The following is a 16,937-nucleotide window of genomic DNA, read 5'->3' on the forward strand; positions in this document are numbered from 1 at the left end:
GGGCTCTGCTGGCGGCCGCGGCCCTGGCGCTGCTGATCTACCTGCCGGTCAAAGCCAGGTCGGCGAGGCGACGTCCGTCGACCACGCCGGGCCCCTCGGCCGGCGGTTTCGCCACCTTCTGGGACTGGCTTCAGCGGCTCCTGCCATGGCTGCTCGCGGCCCTGCTTCTGGCCGGCGTCGCCTGCTTCGTCACCTACCCGGGGCAGTTCCGGCAACACGCACATACCTGGGCGGCCGCGGCGATGTTCTCGGGCATCATTGTCGTCGTCGCGATCAACGCTTTATACGCGTGGCAGAGAACCGACCGCGGCCGCACGGGCAGATTCTGGGTGACCGCCGCCTACAGCGCCATCGCCGGATTGATGTTCATCTTCTTGTTGGCGGCCATCGTCGTGCACGCCGAGTACGGCCCCGGCTGGCAGCAGTGGGGAGTGATCGCGCTCGAAAGCGCCTTGATTGTGCTGTTTTCGGCGTTCTGGGCGGTGCAGACCGTGGACATGTGGAACCTCTCGGACTATCGGTGCGTGCTCCCGCCCAGGCCGAAGATCGCGATCCGATAGCGAGAAAGCCCGCAGCCGGCGGTTGCGACCGGCTGCGGGCCCGCATTGACCTGCTAGGAGGATTCGGCCGATGACTCGATGGTCGTGGGCTCGATCGACCTCTGGTCGCCGGCGCTGGTGACCTCGATGCGGCGCGGCTTGGCCCTCTCGGCAAGCGGAATCGTGATCGACAGCACGCCGTTCTCGTAGGTCGCCGAGATCTTCGAGCTGTCGATGCCCTCGCCCAGCGATAGCTGGCGGCGGTACGTGCCGAAGAATCGCTCGTTGGCCAGCCACTGCACCGTTTCTCCCGGCTTGGCCGTGCGGTGCGCGGTCAGCGTCAATGTGCCGTTGTCGACGTTGACCTCGACCGAACCGGGGTCGACGCCGGGCAGATCGGCGGTGAGGACGTAATGATCGTCGACTTTGTACAGGTCCATCGGCATGAACCGGGGACTGCGATTGGATCCGCTTTGGCTCGAGAGCAGTGTCCGGGTCAGAGCATCGATGTCGCTGAACGGATCAAAACGAAGCACAGCAATTCACCTCCCACGTCGCGCTCGGTGCCCGCCACCCTGGCGGGCAGCCAACCACTGTGCATGCCCGATATTAGCACTCTTACATCGAGAGTGCTAACGCTTGACCGCAGGATTTTCGCCGCTTCCGGCCCCCGCGGCAACCACCGGCCAGGTTTCTCCGATAATCTGCGGCCGTGCGAGGGATCACCGGGGCCCCGGCGCCATGACGACCCCGCTGACGTGGACGACCGTCCTCCAATCATGGCGGTGGGACACCGCGTCGGCGCCTCTGATCCTGGTCATCGCCGTCGGGTACGTCTGGGCGTACCGACGGGCGGGCGCGCGGGGCGCGGCGGTCAGTCCATCGCGGGCATGGTGCTTCGCGCTTGCCGTCGCGCTCTGGGTCGTGGCGACGATGAGCATGGTCGGCGTGTACGCCTACGTCTTGTTCTGGGTTCGGGCGCTGCAGGTTCTGCTGTTGTTGATGGTGGTTCCGTTCTTCGTCGCCAACAGCCGGCCCGTCAGCGTGCTGCGCGGGGCGCTGGGCCCGGTCGGCCGGCAGCGGCTCGACCGGGCATTGGGCTCGCGGTGGGCCCGCGTGCTGGCCCATCCCCTCACGACATCGGTTGCGATGTTGGCGACGCCGTGGCTGCTGTACCTGACCCCGTGGTACGTCGCGGCGCTTCGCAGTCCCGTGCTCGACGGCCTCACCCGGCTGCTGTTGGTCCTCGTCGGGTTCGGCTACTTCTATTCCCGTCTGCAGACCGACCCGGTGCCACACCGGTACTCACAGATGATCTCGCTGGTCATCAGCATCGCCGAGACGATCGGCGACGGCTTGCTGGGCATCGTCTTGTGGCTCGGCCCGTTGATCGCCACCGACTACTACCAGGCACTGCACCGCGACTGGGGCCCGAGTCCGCGTGTCGATCAGTCCATCGGCGCGGGCATTCTCTGGCTCCTCGGCGACGCGCTGGGGCTTCCGTTCCTGATCGTGTTGATGCGCGCGTTCTCCGCCGACGAGGAGGCTCACGCAACCGAGGTCGACGCGGCGCTGGATCGCCTCGAGCAAACGCAACTCGAGCAAACGCAACCCGAGCAAACGCAACCCGGACGCGCGGAGTCCACGTTGTGGTGGGAGAACGACCCGCAACTGCGGGAGCGGTTCCGGCGTGGCTAGCGGGTTGTCGTCCTCAGCGAAACGTCGCCGCGGCGAAGGGGGTGCATGGCCGACCTGAGCACCGTCACCGCCGACGATCTCGCCGGGCTGCCGGTATTCGCCGGCGTGCCGCCGGCCCACCTCGACGACCTGGCGGCCAGCCTCGAACCGGTGCGTATCCCGCCCGGCGAGCTGATGATGCGGCAGGGGGAGCCGGCGCAGTCGTTCATGATCATCGCGTCCGGCGAGGTCGAGGTCCGGCACACCGGCACCGACGGGCTGACCGCCGTCGCCGGCCTGTCGGCGGGACTGATCGTGGGTGAGATCGCGTTGCTGCGAAACGCCCCGCGGACCGCGACGGTCATCGCGATCGACGAGGTCTACTGCTACCTCGGATATGAGGAAGCGTTTGAGCGGCTGCTGGACATCCCCGACATCGCGGAGATGTTGGTGCGCACGGCTCGACAGCGCCTGGCGGCGTTCATCACCCCCGTCCCGGTCCACGCCGGCGACGGCACCGGGCTGATGCTGCGCCCGGTGCTGCCGGGGGACACCGAGCGCGTGGCGCACGGGCACGTGCAGTTTTCCCCGGAAACGTTGTATCGCCGGTTCCTCTCGGTGCGGACGCCGACCGAGGCGCTGCTGCGTTACCTGTTCGAGGTCGACTATGTCGACCACTTCGTATGGGTCGTCACCGACGGCGTCGACGGGGCGGTGGTGGCCGACGGCAGATTCGTCCGCGACCCCGACGACCCGACCGTGGCCGAGATCGCGTTCACGGTCGGCGACGCCTACCAGGGCCGCGGCATCGGGATGCTCCTGCTGGCGGCGCTCGCGGTGGCAGCGCGGATCGACGGCATCAAGCGATTCCAGGCGCGCGTGCTGACCGACAACCTGCCGGCCCGCGCGATGTTGGACCGGTTCGCCGCGGTCTGGGAGCGTGACGAACCCGGCGTCGTGACCACGGTCGTCGAGGTGCCCAAGCCCGGGGATCTGCCCGTCGGGCCCATGGTCGTCAAGCAGATCGGCGACGTGGCGCGTCAGGTCATCGAAGCGTTCGACTGAACCCGCGCGGCACTCAGCCGCGTCGCGTAGACCTCGGCCAGGAACTGTCCGACGGCCACCGCGGCGTGCGCGGCACGTGCCGACCCGAAGATGTCGAAAGCGTGTTGTGCCAGTGGCAGTTCGGCGTAGACGACCGGCTGGGTGCTGACGTCGCGCAGCCGGTCGACGAACAGCCGCGACTGTTCGACGGGAACGAGCGAGTCGTTGCTGCCGTGGAGCACGAAGAACGGGGGTGCATCCGCGCGGACGTGGGTGACCGGCGAGGCCGAGATGTACGACGACAGCGCCGTCGTCTGCGGTTGTTTGACCACCATCCGCTCGAGCAGCGGCAGCATCATCGGGTGCATCGCGTCGTCGACGCGGGTGAAGTCGTAGACCCCGTAGAACGGCACGGCGGCCTGCACCCGTGTGTCGGCCTTCTCGAACCCGGGTTGGAAGTGCGGGTCGTTCGGCGTCACCGCGGCCAGCGCGGACAGGTGGCCCCCGGCCGACCCGCCGGTGATCGCGATGAAATCGGGGTCGCCGCCGTACCCGCCGATGTGGGCCTTGAGCCACGAGATGGCGCGCTTGACGTCGACGATGTGATCGGGCCAGGTGTTGCGCGGGCTGTGCCGGTAGTTGATCGCGACGCAGATCCACCCCAGCTCGGCGAGATGACTCATCAGGGGGTGCGCCTGGCCGCGCTTGTTACCGGTCGTCCACGCGCCCCCGGGCACCTGAAGCAGGACCGGTGCGTTCCCGGCCTGGTCGACGTCGGGACGGCGCCAGATGTCCAGCCGGTTGGCCCCGCCGAATTCGCCGTAGCTGATGTTGGCGTCGTGCGCGTAGTCGCGGTAGATCCGCAGCATCCGGACGGCGCCCGGCGCCTTGGCCGTGGCGCTGCCCGGCTCGCGCCACAGGCCCGCGGAGTCCCTGCGGCGCTGCGTTCCGAGCCCCTCGTCCAGGGCGGCGGTGAGCGTTCGGTCGGCGTGGTGCGCAACGCGATTGAGGTTCAGCAGCCCGATGGCCGAGGTCGCCGCGGTCATCCACGCGATCGCGCGCACCCGCGGTGTGAGACGACGAGATGTCAACCCGAGGCCGCCGAGCTGGCTCGCCAGGGTCTGCAACGGGAATTCGGTGACGATCAGGCCGAATGCCCACGACACCAACGACCGGTATCCGTTGCGCGCCAGCGAGTGGTAGCCGTTGAGGGTCGTGACGGCGCTCAGCGCCGCTGCCGCCAGCGCCGCGAGTTGCCGTGCGATGTGTACCAGCCGAGCTATCCGCATTCGGCCACCTTAGAGCGTTGCGCGATTCCTACGGTGTGATCGTCGTCTGGTCGTCGATGGTCATCGTCGCGGCCGCCACGGTGTCCAGCTGGTCTTCCAGGCCGTCGGCGTTGAGCTGCAGCACGTACACACCGTCGCTGCCGGGAATGACCACTGTCTTCTGCGCGACCAACTTCGTCTGGCCGTCCTGGACCCAGGTGCCGCCGAGTTGGTAGGCGGGGAAGTTGCCCAGGGTGCTGGCCGAGCCGTCGCTCATCGGCTTGAAGCCGGGCAGGTTGTTCAGTTCACCGGGGGCGAGTTGGAGGATCTTCTGCTGGTCCACGTTGCCGGTCAGCTTGGACACCAGTGCGACGATGCTCGGCGTGTAGTCCTGCGCCTCGGGACCGTTGAAGACGATGGCGCTGTACGCCCAGTCCGGGGTGTCCTGGCCGGCGTCGACCCACCCGTCGGCGGTCGGCAGGTTGATCGTCGGCGCGCCGGGATCGCCACGGTGCACCGGCGTCTCGGTGATGCCGTTGTCCTGGATGTAGGTCGCGATCGTCGGGTTGGGCCCGGGAGCGTTCTCGATGCGTGGCGCGACCTTTGCCTGCGCCTTGGTGGTGGTCGTGGTCGTTGTCGTCGTCGACGCCTGGTTGCTCTTGGCGCCGGAGCCGCAGCCGGCCAGGCCGAAGCTCAGTGCCAGCGCGGCGACCGCCACACCGCTGACTGCTGACGCCAACTTCATTGCATGGTCTCCTGTCGGTGGGCCCGCCTCGCCTGGGGAATCGTCGCGGATCGTAGCGGGTTTTGCTCGGCAACAGACTGGGCTTTGACAGTTTGTTCCCAGGAATGTTGGCGCTTGGCCACCTTCCGCCGACGGTTCCCGTAGTGTCGGACTTCATGCGAGCGAAGACGTTGGTTGCCACCCTGCTGCCCGTCGCGGCGACCGCGGCGGTGGGCGGTTTGGCTACTCGGCCGGCGGAATCCAGTTGGTACCTCCGGCTGCGCAAGCCCCGCTATCAGCCACCGCGGCAAGCGTTTCCGATCGCCTGGACACTGTTGTACGGTGACATCGCCGTGTCGTCTGCGGCGACGATCGACCGGTTGAACGACGCTGGCCGGCACGACGACGCCCGGGCGTACATTGGCGCGCTCGGCGTCAACCTGGTGCTGAACGCCGGCTGGTCCTGGCTGTTCTTCAACCGCCACCTGCTCGCGACGTCGGCTGTTGCGGCAGCGGCCCTCGCGGTCAGCGGCGCGGACCTCACCCGCCGCGCGGCCTCGGCGGACGGACGAGCCGCGTCGGCGTTGGGTCTCTACCCGGTCTGGTGCGCCTTCGCAGCTGTGTTGTCGACGCACATCTGGCGTCTCAATCGCACCGGCCGATGAGCGTGTCCCCGGCCACCTCCAACCTTGTTACCCACGGTGATCAGGGGCGGCCCGCTGGAGCCGGGTGGGTTTGGACGCTTGCTTGAGTTCTGCGGTGCCGCCCCGCTCGGCGCCGCCGGACCTGCGACGCGTCGGCCGTGACGGTGGCACGCCGGCGCGGCCGCGGGCTGGTCGCGGTGATGCTCGCCGCGGCGCTGGTGGTGGCGGCCTTCGTGGTGCCGTACCTGCACCTGGGCATGCTCACGCCGCTGTTCCACGGCAGGCCGCTGCGGGTGCCCCCGTTCTTCGGCACCGCGCCGATCCTCGGGTGGTGGCTGCCGCACGTGGGCTGGGGCACCATCGCCGCGGTGCTCATCGGTGCGGCCGGCGTCTGCTGGGGACCCACCCTTGCAGCGCGGTTGCCTTGGCGCGCACTGACGTTCGTCACCTGGTTGACCTCGTGCTGTTGGGCGTTCTCGCTGGCGATGGTCGACGGGTGGCAGCGTGGCTTCGCCGGGCGGCTGATGGATCGATACGAATACCTGCGACAGGTGCCGTCGATCACGAACATCCCCGAGGCGGTGCGGACCTTCTCCGGTCGGATCTTGGACTTCCAGCCGGACTCGTGGATCACCCAGGTGGCCGGCCATCCACCGGGGGCGCTGCTGACCTTCGTCTGGCTGGACCGGATCGGTCTGCGGGGCGGCGCGTGGGCCGGCGCGTTTTGCGTGTTGACCGGCTCGAGTGCCGCGGCTGCGGTGATCGTCACGGTGCGCTCACTCGTCAACGAGGCGACCGCGCGGCATTCGGCGCCCTTTGTATCGCTTGCGCCCACGGTCATCTGGATCGCCGTCTCCGCCGACGGCTACTTCACCGGTGTCGCCGCGTGGGCGATCGCGCTGCTGGCCCTGTCAGCCACCCGCACGACACGATTTCCGGGACTTGCCGCGCTGTCCGCGGGTCTGCTGCTGGGCTGGGCGGTCTTCCTGAATTACGGCCTGGTGTTGATGGCGTTGCCTGCCGTGGCGGTTTTTCTCGCCGCGCGGCAGCGATGCGCGGCGCTGACCACGCTGGCATTCGCCGTGCCGGCGGCGCTCGCCGTCGCCGCGGTGTTCGCCTGGGCGGGTTTTTGGTGGTTTGACGGCTATACCCTTGTGCAGCAACGCTATTGGCAGGGCATCGCGCATGACCGGCCCTTCCGGTATTGGGCTTGGGCAAATTTCGCGTCGGTGACGTGCGCGATCGGGCTGGGCAGCGTCGCCGGGGTCAGTCAGGCATTCGATGTCGCGGCGATCCGCCGACGCTGCGGGCTTGTCCTGCTGGTGCTCGCCGCGTTGATCGCGATGGTGTGCGCCGACCTCAGCATGCTCAGTAAGGCAGAGGTCGAGCGGATCTGGTTGCCGTTCAGTGTCTGGCTCACCGCCGCGCCCGCATTGCTGCCCTCCTCGTCGCACCGCTGGTGGCTGGCGGTCAACATCGTCGGCGCCATCGCACTCAATCACCTCATCCTGACCAATTGGTAGCGCGATCGCGGCTGGCGGCGGAGCATCTGAACCGTGGCGCCCCGATGAGTACCGTGTTGATCCCGATACCCGACCGCGACTTCGATCCCACTGAGGTCGCGGTCAGCTGGCAGGTGCTCACCGACCGTGGTCACCGCGTGGTGTTCGCCACCGAAAGCGGTTCTGCGGCAGACGCCGACGACATCATGCTGACCGGACGCGGACTGGATCTCTGGTCGGAGATCCCGCTGATCGACCGCCTCGCCGTTGTCGGACGGGCGCTGCGGGCCGACAAGGATGCGCGCCGCGCCTATGCCGCGATGCGGCGGTCACCCGAATACCGTCAACCGCTGACCTGGAATCGGGCCGGCACCGAACACGTCGACGCGCTGCTGTTGCCCGGCGGGCACCGGGCCCGCGGCATGCGTGGCTACCTCGACAGCGAGGTCCTGCACCGGCTCGTCGTGGCGGCGTTCGCCCGCGGGCTGCCGGTGGCCGCGATCTGTCACGGCGTGCTGCTGGCCGCCCGCAGTGTCGACCCGGCGACCGGCCGCTCCGTGCTGTACGGCAGGAAGACCACCGCGCTGACGTGGTCGTTCGAACGGCGGGCATGGCGGCTCACCCGGATCACCCGGTTCTGGGACCCCGACTACTACCGCACCTACACCGAGGCGCCCGGGCAGCCGGACGGCTACCTGTCGGTGCAGGCCGAAGTGACCCGCGCGCTTGCCGATCCGGCCGACTTCTGCGATGTGGTGGCCGGCTCGCCGCATTGGCGGATGAAGACATCGGGCCTGGTGCGCGACACCGCAACCGATTCTCGCCCCGCATTCGTCGTCGATGACGGGGGCTACGTGTCGGCGCGCTGGCCGGGCGACGCCCACACCTTCGCCGCGGCGCTGGCGCAGAAGCTGGCCTGAAGCCCGGACCTACAGCAGCTTGTCGAGGGTGATCGGTAGGTCGGTGACGCGCGTTCCGGTCGCATTGAACACCGCATTCCCGATCGCCGCCGGCACCGCGACGATGACGACCTCACCGAGGCCCTTCGCGCCGATGGGGTCCGCGATCGTGTCCTCGCCGGCGAGGAACTGCGCGTCCAGCGCCGGAATGTCGGCGTTGACGGGCACCAGGTAGTCCGACATGTTCGCGTTGACGATTCGCCCGTCCCGGTGATCGGTGTGCGTGCCCTCCAGCAGGGCCATGCCGATGCCGCCGACCATCCCGCCGATCGCCTGGCTTCCGGCCAGCCTCGGGTTGATCACCCGCCCGGCGTCGTAGCATCCCAGCATGCGCCGAACGCGAACCGTGCCGAGCGTTTCATCGACGGCCACCTCGGCGAACACCGCGCCATAGGCGTTCATCGAGAACCGCGAGTCGGCGTCGCCGGGCGACCATGTCTGCTGCGTGTCGAGGTGCGGCCAGCCGCGGCGAGCCAGCAGCGCGTCGTAACGCTCCCCGCGGGACGGGTCGGCGGTGGCGAACATTCGGCCGTCGGACACCGAAACCGCCTGCGGCGGCAGGCCGTTGAGCGGCGAGCCGGGATCGACCACCGCGGTGCGGATGAACCTGTCCCGCAACATGGTCGCAGCCGTGAACACCGCCGAGCCGACACTTGCCATGGTCCGCGAGCCCGACTGCGCGGGGGCCTTCGGCAGCCGGCTGTCGCCCAGGGTGAACCTGACCCGGGCGAGGGTCAGCCCGAGCGCGTCCGCGGCAACCTGGGCCATGGATGTGTAGGTGCCCGGCCCCATGTCGCTGGTGGCGCTTTGCACGTCCGCCGTGCCGTCGGCGTTGACGCGGGCCAGCGCGTCGGACGCGCTGCGAACGGTGTGGTAGCCCGCCGCGGCCACGCCGATGCCGATCAGGTCATGGCCGTCGCGCACCGAGCGGGGACTCGGGTTGCGTTGTGACCAGCCGAAGCTGGCGGCACCTTGGCGCAGGCAGTCGGTGAGCCGCCGGGTGGAGAACGGGCTGCCGGTGGTTTGGTCGTGATCGGGCTCGTTGCGCAGGCGCAACTCGATCGGATCCAGCCCGAGCAGATGGGCCATGTCATCCATCGCCGACTCCAGCGCGAATGCGCCCGTCGTGGCGCCCGGACCGCGCATGAAGGTCGGCAGGTTGACGTCAAGCGGTACGACCCGGTAGGTCGAGCGCATGTTGGGGCAGGTGTACATGAACTTGGGCAGCGTCGTGAGGTTGTCCTCGTAGAGCTGATACCGCGCGGTCTCGGTGCGGCCCTCGTGGACCATCGCCGTGATGCGGCCGGAGCGATCCGCGCCGATGGCGAGGCGCTGGCGGCTCGTCGGGCGGTAGCCGATCCCGCTGTACATCTGCTTGCGCGTCAGCACCAGCTTCACCGGGCGCCCCATCACCCTGGCGGCGAACGCGGCGAGCATTTGATGCGGCCAGGTGCGACCGGCGCTGCCGAACGCCCCGCCGACGAAAGGCGAGATGACCCGGACGGTTTCGACTGGCACGTTGAAGGCCGCCGCCAGCGATTGCTGCGCGGAGTTGACGCCCTGCACCTTGTCCCAGACCGTCAGCTGATCGCCCGTCCAGCTGGCGATCGTGGCGGGCAACTCCATGGGATTGTGGTTGTTGCGGGCGATCGTGTAGTTCCGGTCTGTCACGACTGTCGATGTGCCCAGTGCGACGTCGGGGTCACCGCGGGAGTAGTCACGGGTGCCCTGCCCGGGCCGCGCCGCGGCCTGCGGTGCGTCGATGTCCGTCAGCGCCGGGTGCCCGGAATACCGCACGGTTGCCAGGGTGGCCCCGTGCGTCGCGGCCTCCGGCGTGTCGGCCACCACCACCGCGACGGGCTGCCCGAAAAACGCCACCTGCCGCGGGTTGAACGGCAGTGTGACGCCGGTGAAATCGGTCAGCACGCGCAGCACACCCGGGTGTTTGAGCGCCGCGGTGGAATCGATGCGCGCCACACTGCCGAGCGGGATGGTGCTGCACACCAGGGCCGCGTAGGCGAGGTTCGGGACGGGATTGTCGGCGGCGTACCGGGCGGCTCCGGTCACCTTGCGCCGGCCGTCGACCCTGACGACCGGCGCTCCGACGAGCGGTGCGGGATCACGAAGTGGATACGTCACGGCAGGGCCGCCACGGTCGCGAGTTGCCGTTCCACGGTGCGTTTGACGAGCTCGACCTTGAACGCGTTGTCCGACAGTGGGTGTGCGCCGTCTGCGGCCAGGTCCGACGCGGCCTTCCAGAGTGCGTCATCGGGCGCGCGGCCCTGCAGCGCCTGCTCGACGGCCGGGAGCCGCCACGGCACGGTGGCCACTCCGCCGACCGCGACGCGCGCGGTGCGGATCGTGCCCCCGCGGATATCCAGCGCCACCGCCGCCGAGGCCAGCGCAAACTCGAACGAAGCCCGATCGCGCACCTTCAGATAGCCCGACCGGCGCATCTCCGGTCCCGTCGCGATCTCGACCGCGACGATCAGCTCGCCGCCGCCGAGGTTGTGTTCCTGTTCTGGTGTGTTTCCGGGCCGGCGGAAGAGCTGACCGATGGGAATCCTGCGCTCCCCGTGACTGGTTCGTGCGACGACGACGGCGTCCAGCGCGGTCAGTGCGACCGCGAGGTCGGAGGGGTGCGTCGCCACGCACTGCTGACTGGCACCCAGGATCGCGTGTCCCCGGTTGAGGCCTCCGATGGCCGAGCATCCCGAGCCGGGAGCCCTGCGGTTGCAGCCCGCGGACACGTCGCGGAAGTACAGGCACCGCGGCCGTTGCAGCAGGTTGCCGCCGATCGATGCCATGTTGCGCACCTGCGCCGACGCGCTCAGCTCCAATGCCTGTGCGATGACCGGAAATTCGCGCCGCACGTCGGGGTGTGCGGCCACGTCTGACATTCGTGCCAGTGAGCCGAGCCGCAGAGTCGATGACCGCAGTTCGATGAAGCGATACGGCAGCGCGTTGATGTCGACGAGCGCCGTGGGCCGCATGACGGTCTCTCGCATCAGATCGACCAGGGTCGTGCCGCCCGCGACGAACACCGCACCCGGCCGTGCCGCCGCGAACGCCGAGCGCTCGTCGGTGGCCTTGGTGAATCTGAACGGAATCATCGCCGGTCAGGCCTCGTTGGCCGTCTTGGCGATGGCCGCGGCGATGTTGGTGTAGGCGCCGCACCGACAGATGTTGCCGCTCATCCATTCTCGGATCTCCGCTGCCGAGCGGGCGTGTCCCTCCCTGATGCAGCCGACGCCCGAGACGATCTGCCCGGCCGTGCAGTAGCCGCACTGGAAGGCGTCCTCGTCGACGAACGCCTGCTGGAGTGGGTGAAGCCGACCGTCCTCGGCGAGGCCTTCGATGGTGACGATGTCGGCGCCGTCGTGCATCACCGCCAGCGTCAGGCACGAGACCACCCGTGTTCCGTTGAGCAGGATCGTGCATGCGCCGCAGGCGCCCTGGTCGCAGCCCTTCTTGCTGCCCGTCAGCCCGGCGCGTTCTCGCAGCAGGTCCAGGAGCGAGGTGCGGTTGTCGACGGCGATCTGGCGGGCCTGGCCGTTGATCCGCAGGTGGACGACGGCCGATTCCTCGGCGCCCGCGTCACTTCCAGCTCTTTCACAGGAGGTCAGCAACCCGGGTGCGGCGACCGCGCCGCCGACTGCCAGCGATCCCCCTACGAACGCCCTGCGGTTTACCCGCAGTCGCGGAAAAGATTCCGCAGCCCCGCCTCCGCGGTCGGCTTCATTCATCGCGTTTCCCCTTCGCGCCGACACAATTCACTCTATCGAGCCGGCTGGGTTCGCCGCGTCTGCGCACGTGAGGGGTTACGTTCGTGGCATGCGGGTGGTGCTTCTCCACGGCTTGACGAATTCGAAACGCGCTTTTGACCGACTGCTGCCCCTGCTGGACGACTTCGACGTGACCGCGTTGGATCTGCCCGGACACGGGGCCAAGGCAACGCAGCCGTTCATGGCGACGATTGCGGGGATGGCCGCGGCGATGACTCCCGAAATTCCGGGCCCGTGCTTGGTCCTCGGGCATTCCCTCGGCGGCGTGGTCGCGACCGCGATCGCGGGGCGCCGCCCCGACCTGGTCACGCATCTGGTCGTTGTCGACTCCCCGCCGGTCGCCGCCAGCCGGGTCGCGGCCAAGGGCCGTGAATGTGTCCTCAGGCGGCCGGTGCTCGGCCCGTTGCTGTGGCGCACGATGTCGCGGCGCACCGTTCGCAACGGGCTGCGCACCGCGTTCGCGCCGGGTTTCGACTTCCCGCAGTTCTTCGTCGACGACTTTCGCCTGCTGCGCTGGCGGACGTTCGCCGGCGCGATGAACTCGATCGACGGGTTCATCGCCGAGAAGTCGTTGTATGACCGGGTGGACGGGATAGCCGCGCCGACGACGATCGTCTTCGGCGAGAAAGAGCAGCGCATCGATCCCGCCGCATTCGAGGGGTACTCGTCGACCGGGGCCGACGTGGTCGCCATCGCCGAGGCTGGGCTCACCCCGACCTGGGAAACACCCGAGCGGGTCGCCGACGCGCTGCGGCGGTGCGCCTCGCTCAGCGGACCGCGTTAGGACGCGCAGTACAGCGATATCTGAACGGTCCGGCTGACGATGATCGGAACCAGCGTCGAGGGGGTGTTCTCGTTCTTTCCCCCGGTGCGAACCGTGCGGGTGATCGTGTTGGGGTTGCGGACACTTGTCACGACGCAGTTCTCGATCGGGCCGGTACCGACCCGGTCGATGTTGACCTGGTAGCCCTGGGCCTCCCAGTTCGCGATGACCTGCTGCGCGGACTGGTCAGCCGCCGCGAACCCGGCGGGTGCGCCAACCGCTCCGCAGGTCGCCAGCGCCGCCGCGGCGAGGATGAGTGCCGTGCGCATGACCTCGCCTCCCACCTCCCGATTAAACGCCCACTTCTACCCGGATACATCGCTTTTTGCCACGCTGGCGTTCCACGGGAGTTCTCGGCGCCGCCTGTGGTATCAACGGGCGTGCGCCTGCTGTGGTTCAGCGCGTTGGCCGCGCTGTGCGTCACCGCTTGCACGGGTTCGCCGCCCGGCCCACATGCATCCGCCGCACCCACGCCCAAACCCGCCGGCGCCGCTTCCCCGGTCAGCCCCGCCAACATCCGGCGGCTGCGGGCGGCCTTCCCGCGCGGCTACGAGGTCGCCGACGCCGACGGGTCGTCGTCACCGACGGGTTCTGGGGCCTCGGCGCGGACTCCTCTGCCGACCCCGCCCAATGCGCGTCGTTGGCCGATCCGCTCGGTGGGCGGGGCGCCTCGCCGCAAGGCCTCTCCGGATCGGGCGCGGGCGGCATCGTCTACGTCGTGGTGGCTGGTGCCCCCGCCCCTCCCGTGGTTCTCGATGCCGCGGTCGTCGACGACCGCGCCCGGTGGTCGATGGCGGCGGCTCGCACGACGGCAACGGTCGCGTTGACGCCCGCTCCGCCGATCGAGGGTGCCGCCACGATGGCGATGCATACCGCCCTTCGGACCGTGGTGGAGGGCGGCACCCAAACCGAGGTACAGGCGCAGACCGCTACCGCCTATCTCGGCGACTGCCTCGTGTTCGTCACCGTCGTGACCGACCCCGGCTCGCCCCAGCCGCAACTGCCGCCGGATTTCGCTTCGACCTTTCTCGTCCGGACCGCCGCGACGTTGCGGGACCCGTCGCCCGGGGGTTAGGTAGATTGCGCGGGTGTCGTTCGCGAAATTGATTCTCGCCGGCCTGTGTGCCGCCCTGATCGGCGGCTGCGGCTCCGGCCCAGCCACCCGCAAGATCGACATCGGCAACGTTAAGTCGGTGAAGTCGTCCTTCGGGCCGGACTTCAAAGTCGTCACCGCCGGCCCGACGGGTATCGATCCGAAGCTGCTGGCGCCCCAAAGCCTGCCCCCCGGCGTGACTTTCGATCCGGCCGACTGCGCGAAGTACGCATCTGGGCAGACGCTGCCGCCCGGCCTGAAGGGCAACATGGCCGCCGTGGCAGCCGAGGGTGACGGCAACCGGTTCATCGCGATCGCGCTCGAGACGTCGGAGCGTGTGCCGTTCGACTCCACGATCACCGACAAATGCAGGCACGTCACGTTCACCGGCGGTGCCGTCCACGGTTCGGTGGATGTGGTCGATTCCCCGCACGTCGACGGCGCCCAGACGCTGGGTCGTCATCGCGTTCTGGAGGCCACGATCAACGGGACGTCGCGCACCGGCGAGATTTACAGCTACGTGGCGTATCTGGGCAACTACCTCGTCCTCGCCACCGCCAACCCGCTCGTCGTGCCGAATCAGCCGGTGGGGCCGGTGGACGTGGAGCGCGCCCAGAAGCTGTTCACCGACGCCGTTGCGGCCGTTCGCCGTTGAGGCACCCTTCAGCGCACGTTGACCGGGCGGAACTGGATGCTGATGCGCGGCCCGCAGGGCTTGGTGGTCTTGGGGACCGCGTGTTCCCAGGTCCGTTGACACGAGCCGCCCATCACCAGCAGATCGCCGTGGGCCTGGGCAAGACGCAGCGACGGGCCCCCGCCTCGCGGTCGCGTCGCGAACACCCGGGCGGCGCCGAGGCTGACGATGGCCACCATGGTGTCTTCCTTGCGGCCGCGGCCGATCTTGTCGCCGTGCCAGGCGACGCTGTCGTTGCCGTCGCGGTACAGGCACAGGCCTGCGGTGGTGAACGGCTCGCCGAGTTCGTCGGCGTAGATGTCGTTGAGCCGGTCGCGCAATTCGGCAATCCGCGGATGCGGGGCAGGTTCGGTGCTCAGGTCGTGGAAGCTGAGCAGCCTGGGGACGTCGACAACGCGGTCGTACATCGGGCGGCGTTCGGCGCGCCACGGCGTGGTCTCGGTCAGTTCCCCAACAGCGCGTCGCCGTCGGTCAGCGCGGTGGCACTACTGGTACACTGTTAGGATGCAAATAGCCATCTACCTGCGGCAAAGCCGTGACGACAAGGACAACAGGCTAGCCATCAGCCGCCAGCTGGACGCCTGCCTGGCGCTATGCAAGGAGCGAGCAGCAGCGGCCAAGCCCGCAGCGGAGAAGCACATGTGGGAGAACCCCGAGGTGTACTGCGACAACAACACCAGTGCGAGCAGCCGCAGCGTCGTCCGTAAGGACTACCGGCGGATGATCGCCAACATTGAGGCGGGTCGCCTCGGTGGCATCGCGACCTACCAGCTTGACCGGCTGTACCGGCAGCCCAGGGAGTTGGAAGACCTCATTGACCTGGCCGACGAGCGCCAGCTCAAGCTCGCCACTGCCACCGGTGAGGTTGATCTGGCCACCGACGCCGGGAGGCTGCACGCGCGCATCATGGGCAACGTCGCCAAGTTTGAGGGCGAACGCAAGGGCAACCGACAGAAGCTGGCCAACGCCCAGGCGGCCAGAGATGGAAAGTGGCAGGTGCAGAGCCGGCCGTTCGGCTACGAGCTGGACGGCACTCTCCGGCAGCCGGAGGCCACGCTCCTGGGCGCCGCGTACCGCAACGTCCTGGACAACAAGAGTCTGTGGTCCATCGTCGCGTTGTTCAACAAGTACGGGATGGCCACCCCGCGAGGGAAGCGGTGGAGCACACGCAACCTGCGGCGGACCCTGCTGAACCCGAGGTATGCGGCGCTGCGCGTCCACCAGGGCAGGGTCGTGAATGAGAACGGCAAGTGGACAGCAGTGGTGGACAAGGACACCTACGAAGGCGTGGCCGCCATCCTGTCGGACCCCGAGCGGGTGGTGTGCACCACGTGGGAGCGGACGTACATGGGAGTTGGTACATATCGGTGTGGCCGGTGCGGAGGCACCATGAAGACCCACTACCAGAAGGACAAGAAGAGTCGGTCCGTACGCCGCACCTACGTCTGCAAGGCCGCTGGTCACCTCGGGCGCCAGGCCGACGCGCTGGACGACCACGTTGCCAACGTCATCCTCGAACGCCTGTCGAACGCTGAGCTGATCATCAAGCCGCCCACTGTGGACATCCCTGCGCTACAGGACCGTCGGGCCGCGTTGCAGGCCCGCAAGGACAAGCTGTTGTCGATGTTCAAGCGCGAGATCATCGACGGCCAGGACTACGAGGATGGTGCCGCTGACCTCAAGGCCAAGATCGGAGTCATCGACGGCAGGCTCGCTGAGGCCAAGCGGACATCACCTGCCGCTGCGATGGTGGCCAGCGGCGAGGACCTGCGCGCGCAGTGGGAGCAGATGTCGGCGTCGATCCGCAGTCAGGTGATAGACGAGCTTGCGGTGGTTACGATCCTGCCCAGCCCTTGTGGTCGGAAGTGCTTCGATCCGGCATACGTGGACATCGCCTGGAAGTAGGGGGAGCGACGCGGTGGGCGTGGCCGAATTTCCGTGTGCCCGTGGATATGCCAGCGGGATGTGCTTTGGGATAGATCCTGCTCGGTGTGTTTCACGGTACGGATGGCAGCAAGGATGGCAGCTGAGCCGGTAGATCGGGGCCTGTTGCCTCGTGTCAAGATGCCCGCGAGGTTTGATTCGTTGCCTCATCTGAGGATGCCCGCGTGGCGGGGGCTTTCTTGGCCGGTCCCGCCTTGCTGGTGGTGATCGTGAGTAGCTCGGCGGTCAGGGCCTGGATATG

Annotated in this window: 16 protein-coding genes and 2 pseudogenes; 10 read left to right on the forward strand and 8 right to left on the reverse strand. The window is 68.4% G+C overall.

The genetic code is table 11. The features are described 5' to 3' along the window. A pseudogene (locus VKG81_RS00695) lies at window positions 1-560 on the forward strand (hypothetical protein); the annotation flags it as partial. Between the two features lie 53 nt (window positions 561-613). Here VKG81_RS00695 and VKG81_RS00700 read toward each other — a convergent pair. Then, a complete protein-coding gene (locus tag VKG81_RS00700) occupies window positions 614-1,075 on the reverse strand; it encodes an Hsp20/alpha crystallin family protein (RefSeq protein ID WP_324388905.1) in 462 nt (153 codons plus the stop codon). Between the two features lie 205 nt (window positions 1,076-1,280). Here VKG81_RS00700 and VKG81_RS00705 point away from each other — a divergent pair, with 205 nt between their 5' ends. Together VKG81_RS00705 and VKG81_RS00710 are read left to right on the forward strand one after the other, a co-directional pair. Beyond that, the gene (locus VKG81_RS00705) at window positions 1,281-2,237 is read left to right on the forward strand and encodes a cytochrome c oxidase assembly protein (RefSeq protein WP_324388906.1); all 957 of its coding nucleotides are present in this window, start codon (window positions 1,281-1,283) and stop codon (window positions 2,235-2,237) included. Window positions 2,238-2,282: 45 nt separating this feature from the next. Beyond that, window positions 2,283-3,281, forward strand: a complete 999-nt coding sequence (locus VKG81_RS00710) for a GNAT family N-acetyltransferase (RefSeq protein ID WP_324388907.1) — start codon at window positions 2,283-2,285, stop codon at window positions 3,279-3,281. On the opposite strand, the gene VKG81_RS00715 is transcribed toward VKG81_RS00710, so the two are convergent. Beyond that, window positions 3,257-4,549 (reverse strand): alpha/beta hydrolase, encoded by a 1,293-nt coding sequence (locus tag VKG81_RS00715; RefSeq protein WP_324388908.1) that lies wholly within the window; start codon window positions 4,547-4,549, stop codon window positions 3,257-3,259. The genes VKG81_RS00710 and VKG81_RS00715 overlap by 25 nt on opposite strands. Before the next feature lie 28 nt (window positions 4,550-4,577). After that, the gene (locus VKG81_RS00720) at window positions 4,578-5,273 is read right to left on the reverse strand and encodes an LpqN/LpqT family lipoprotein (protein WP_324388909.1); all 696 of its coding nucleotides are present in this window, start codon (window positions 5,271-5,273) and stop codon (window positions 4,578-4,580) included. Between the two features lie 155 nt (window positions 5,274-5,428). Here VKG81_RS00720 and VKG81_RS00725 point away from each other — a divergent pair, with 155 nt between their 5' ends. From VKG81_RS00725 to VKG81_RS00735, 3 genes are all read left to right on the forward strand, one after another. After that, window positions 5,429-5,917: a TspO/MBR family protein gene (locus tag VKG81_RS00725; RefSeq protein ID WP_324388910.1), complete on the forward strand. Its 489-nt coding sequence runs from the start codon at window positions 5,429-5,431 to the stop codon at window positions 5,915-5,917. Window positions 5,918-6,096: 179 nt separating this feature from the next. Continuing rightward, complete coding sequence (locus VKG81_RS00730; RefSeq protein ID WP_324388920.1) at window positions 6,097-7,419, forward strand: hypothetical protein; 1,323 nt, start codon at window positions 6,097-6,099, stop codon at window positions 7,417-7,419. Window positions 7,420-7,463: 44 nt separating this feature from the next. Continuing rightward, the gene (locus VKG81_RS00735) at window positions 7,464-8,318 is read left to right on the forward strand and encodes a type 1 glutamine amidotransferase domain-containing protein (protein ID WP_324388911.1); all 855 of its coding nucleotides are present in this window, start codon (window positions 7,464-7,466) and stop codon (window positions 8,316-8,318) included. A gap of 9 nt (window positions 8,319-8,327) precedes the next feature. On the opposite strand, the gene VKG81_RS00740 is transcribed toward VKG81_RS00735, so the two are convergent. Genes VKG81_RS00740 through VKG81_RS00750 form a run of 3 tightly spaced genes read right to left on the reverse strand, consistent with a single transcriptional unit; the run spans window position 8,328 to window position 12,103 of the window. After that, entirely contained in the window at window positions 8,328-10,496 is a 2,169-nt protein-coding gene (locus tag VKG81_RS00740; protein ID WP_324388912.1) for a xanthine dehydrogenase family protein molybdopterin-binding subunit, read from the reverse strand. Beyond that, window positions 10,493-11,470 (reverse strand): xanthine dehydrogenase family protein subunit M, encoded by a 978-nt coding sequence (locus VKG81_RS00745; RefSeq protein WP_324388913.1) that lies wholly within the window; start codon window positions 11,468-11,470, stop codon window positions 10,493-10,495. The genes VKG81_RS00740 and VKG81_RS00745 overlap by 4 nt, the downstream gene beginning before the upstream one ends. Before the next feature lie 6 nt (window positions 11,471-11,476). Continuing rightward, a complete protein-coding gene (locus VKG81_RS00750; RefSeq protein ID WP_324388914.1) occupies window positions 11,477-12,103 on the reverse strand; it encodes a (2Fe-2S)-binding protein in 627 nt (208 codons plus the stop codon). An 88-nt stretch (window positions 12,104-12,191) separates the two neighbouring features. Here VKG81_RS00750 and VKG81_RS00755 point away from each other — a divergent pair, with 88 nt between their 5' ends. After that, window positions 12,192-12,926: an alpha/beta hydrolase gene (locus VKG81_RS00755; protein ID WP_324388915.1), complete on the forward strand. Its 735-nt coding sequence runs from the start codon at window positions 12,192-12,194 to the stop codon at window positions 12,924-12,926. Here the strand turns inward: VKG81_RS00755 and VKG81_RS00760 are convergent. Next, window positions 12,923-13,234, reverse strand: coding sequence for a hypothetical protein (locus VKG81_RS00760; protein WP_324388916.1), 312 nt, complete (start codon window positions 13,232-13,234; stop codon window positions 12,923-12,925). The two genes, VKG81_RS00755 and VKG81_RS00760, sit on opposite strands and share 4 nt — an antisense overlap. Window positions 13,235-13,392: 158 nt before the next feature. Between VKG81_RS00760 and VKG81_RS00765 the strand changes: the two genes are divergently transcribed. Continuing rightward, window positions 13,393-14,040: a DUF5642 family protein gene (locus tag VKG81_RS00765; protein WP_324388917.1), complete on the forward strand. Its 648-nt coding sequence runs from the start codon at window positions 13,393-13,395 to the stop codon at window positions 14,038-14,040. A 13-nt stretch (window positions 14,041-14,053) separates the two neighbouring features. Continuing rightward, complete coding sequence (locus VKG81_RS00770) at window positions 14,054-14,713, forward strand: DUF5642 family protein (protein ID WP_324388918.1); 660 nt, start codon at window positions 14,054-14,056, stop codon at window positions 14,711-14,713. Window positions 14,714-14,721: 8 nt separating this feature from the next. Here VKG81_RS00770 and VKG81_RS00775 read toward each other — a convergent pair. Then, window positions 14,722-15,201 (reverse strand): annotated as a pseudogene (locus tag VKG81_RS00775) (alpha-ketoglutarate-dependent dioxygenase AlkB); the annotation flags it as partial. A gap of 55 nt (window positions 15,202-15,256) precedes the next feature. Here VKG81_RS00775 and VKG81_RS00780 point away from each other — a divergent pair. Next, window positions 15,257-16,657, forward strand: a complete 1,401-nt coding sequence (locus VKG81_RS00780; RefSeq protein ID WP_324388919.1) for a recombinase family protein — start codon at window positions 15,257-15,259, stop codon at window positions 16,655-16,657. Window positions 16,658-16,937: the final 280 nt, after the last annotated feature.

The sequence above is a fragment of the Mycobacterium sp. genome (genome assembly GCF_035314905.1).
Classification (GTDB): Bacteria; Actinomycetota; Actinomycetes; order Mycobacteriales; family Mycobacteriaceae; genus Mycobacterium.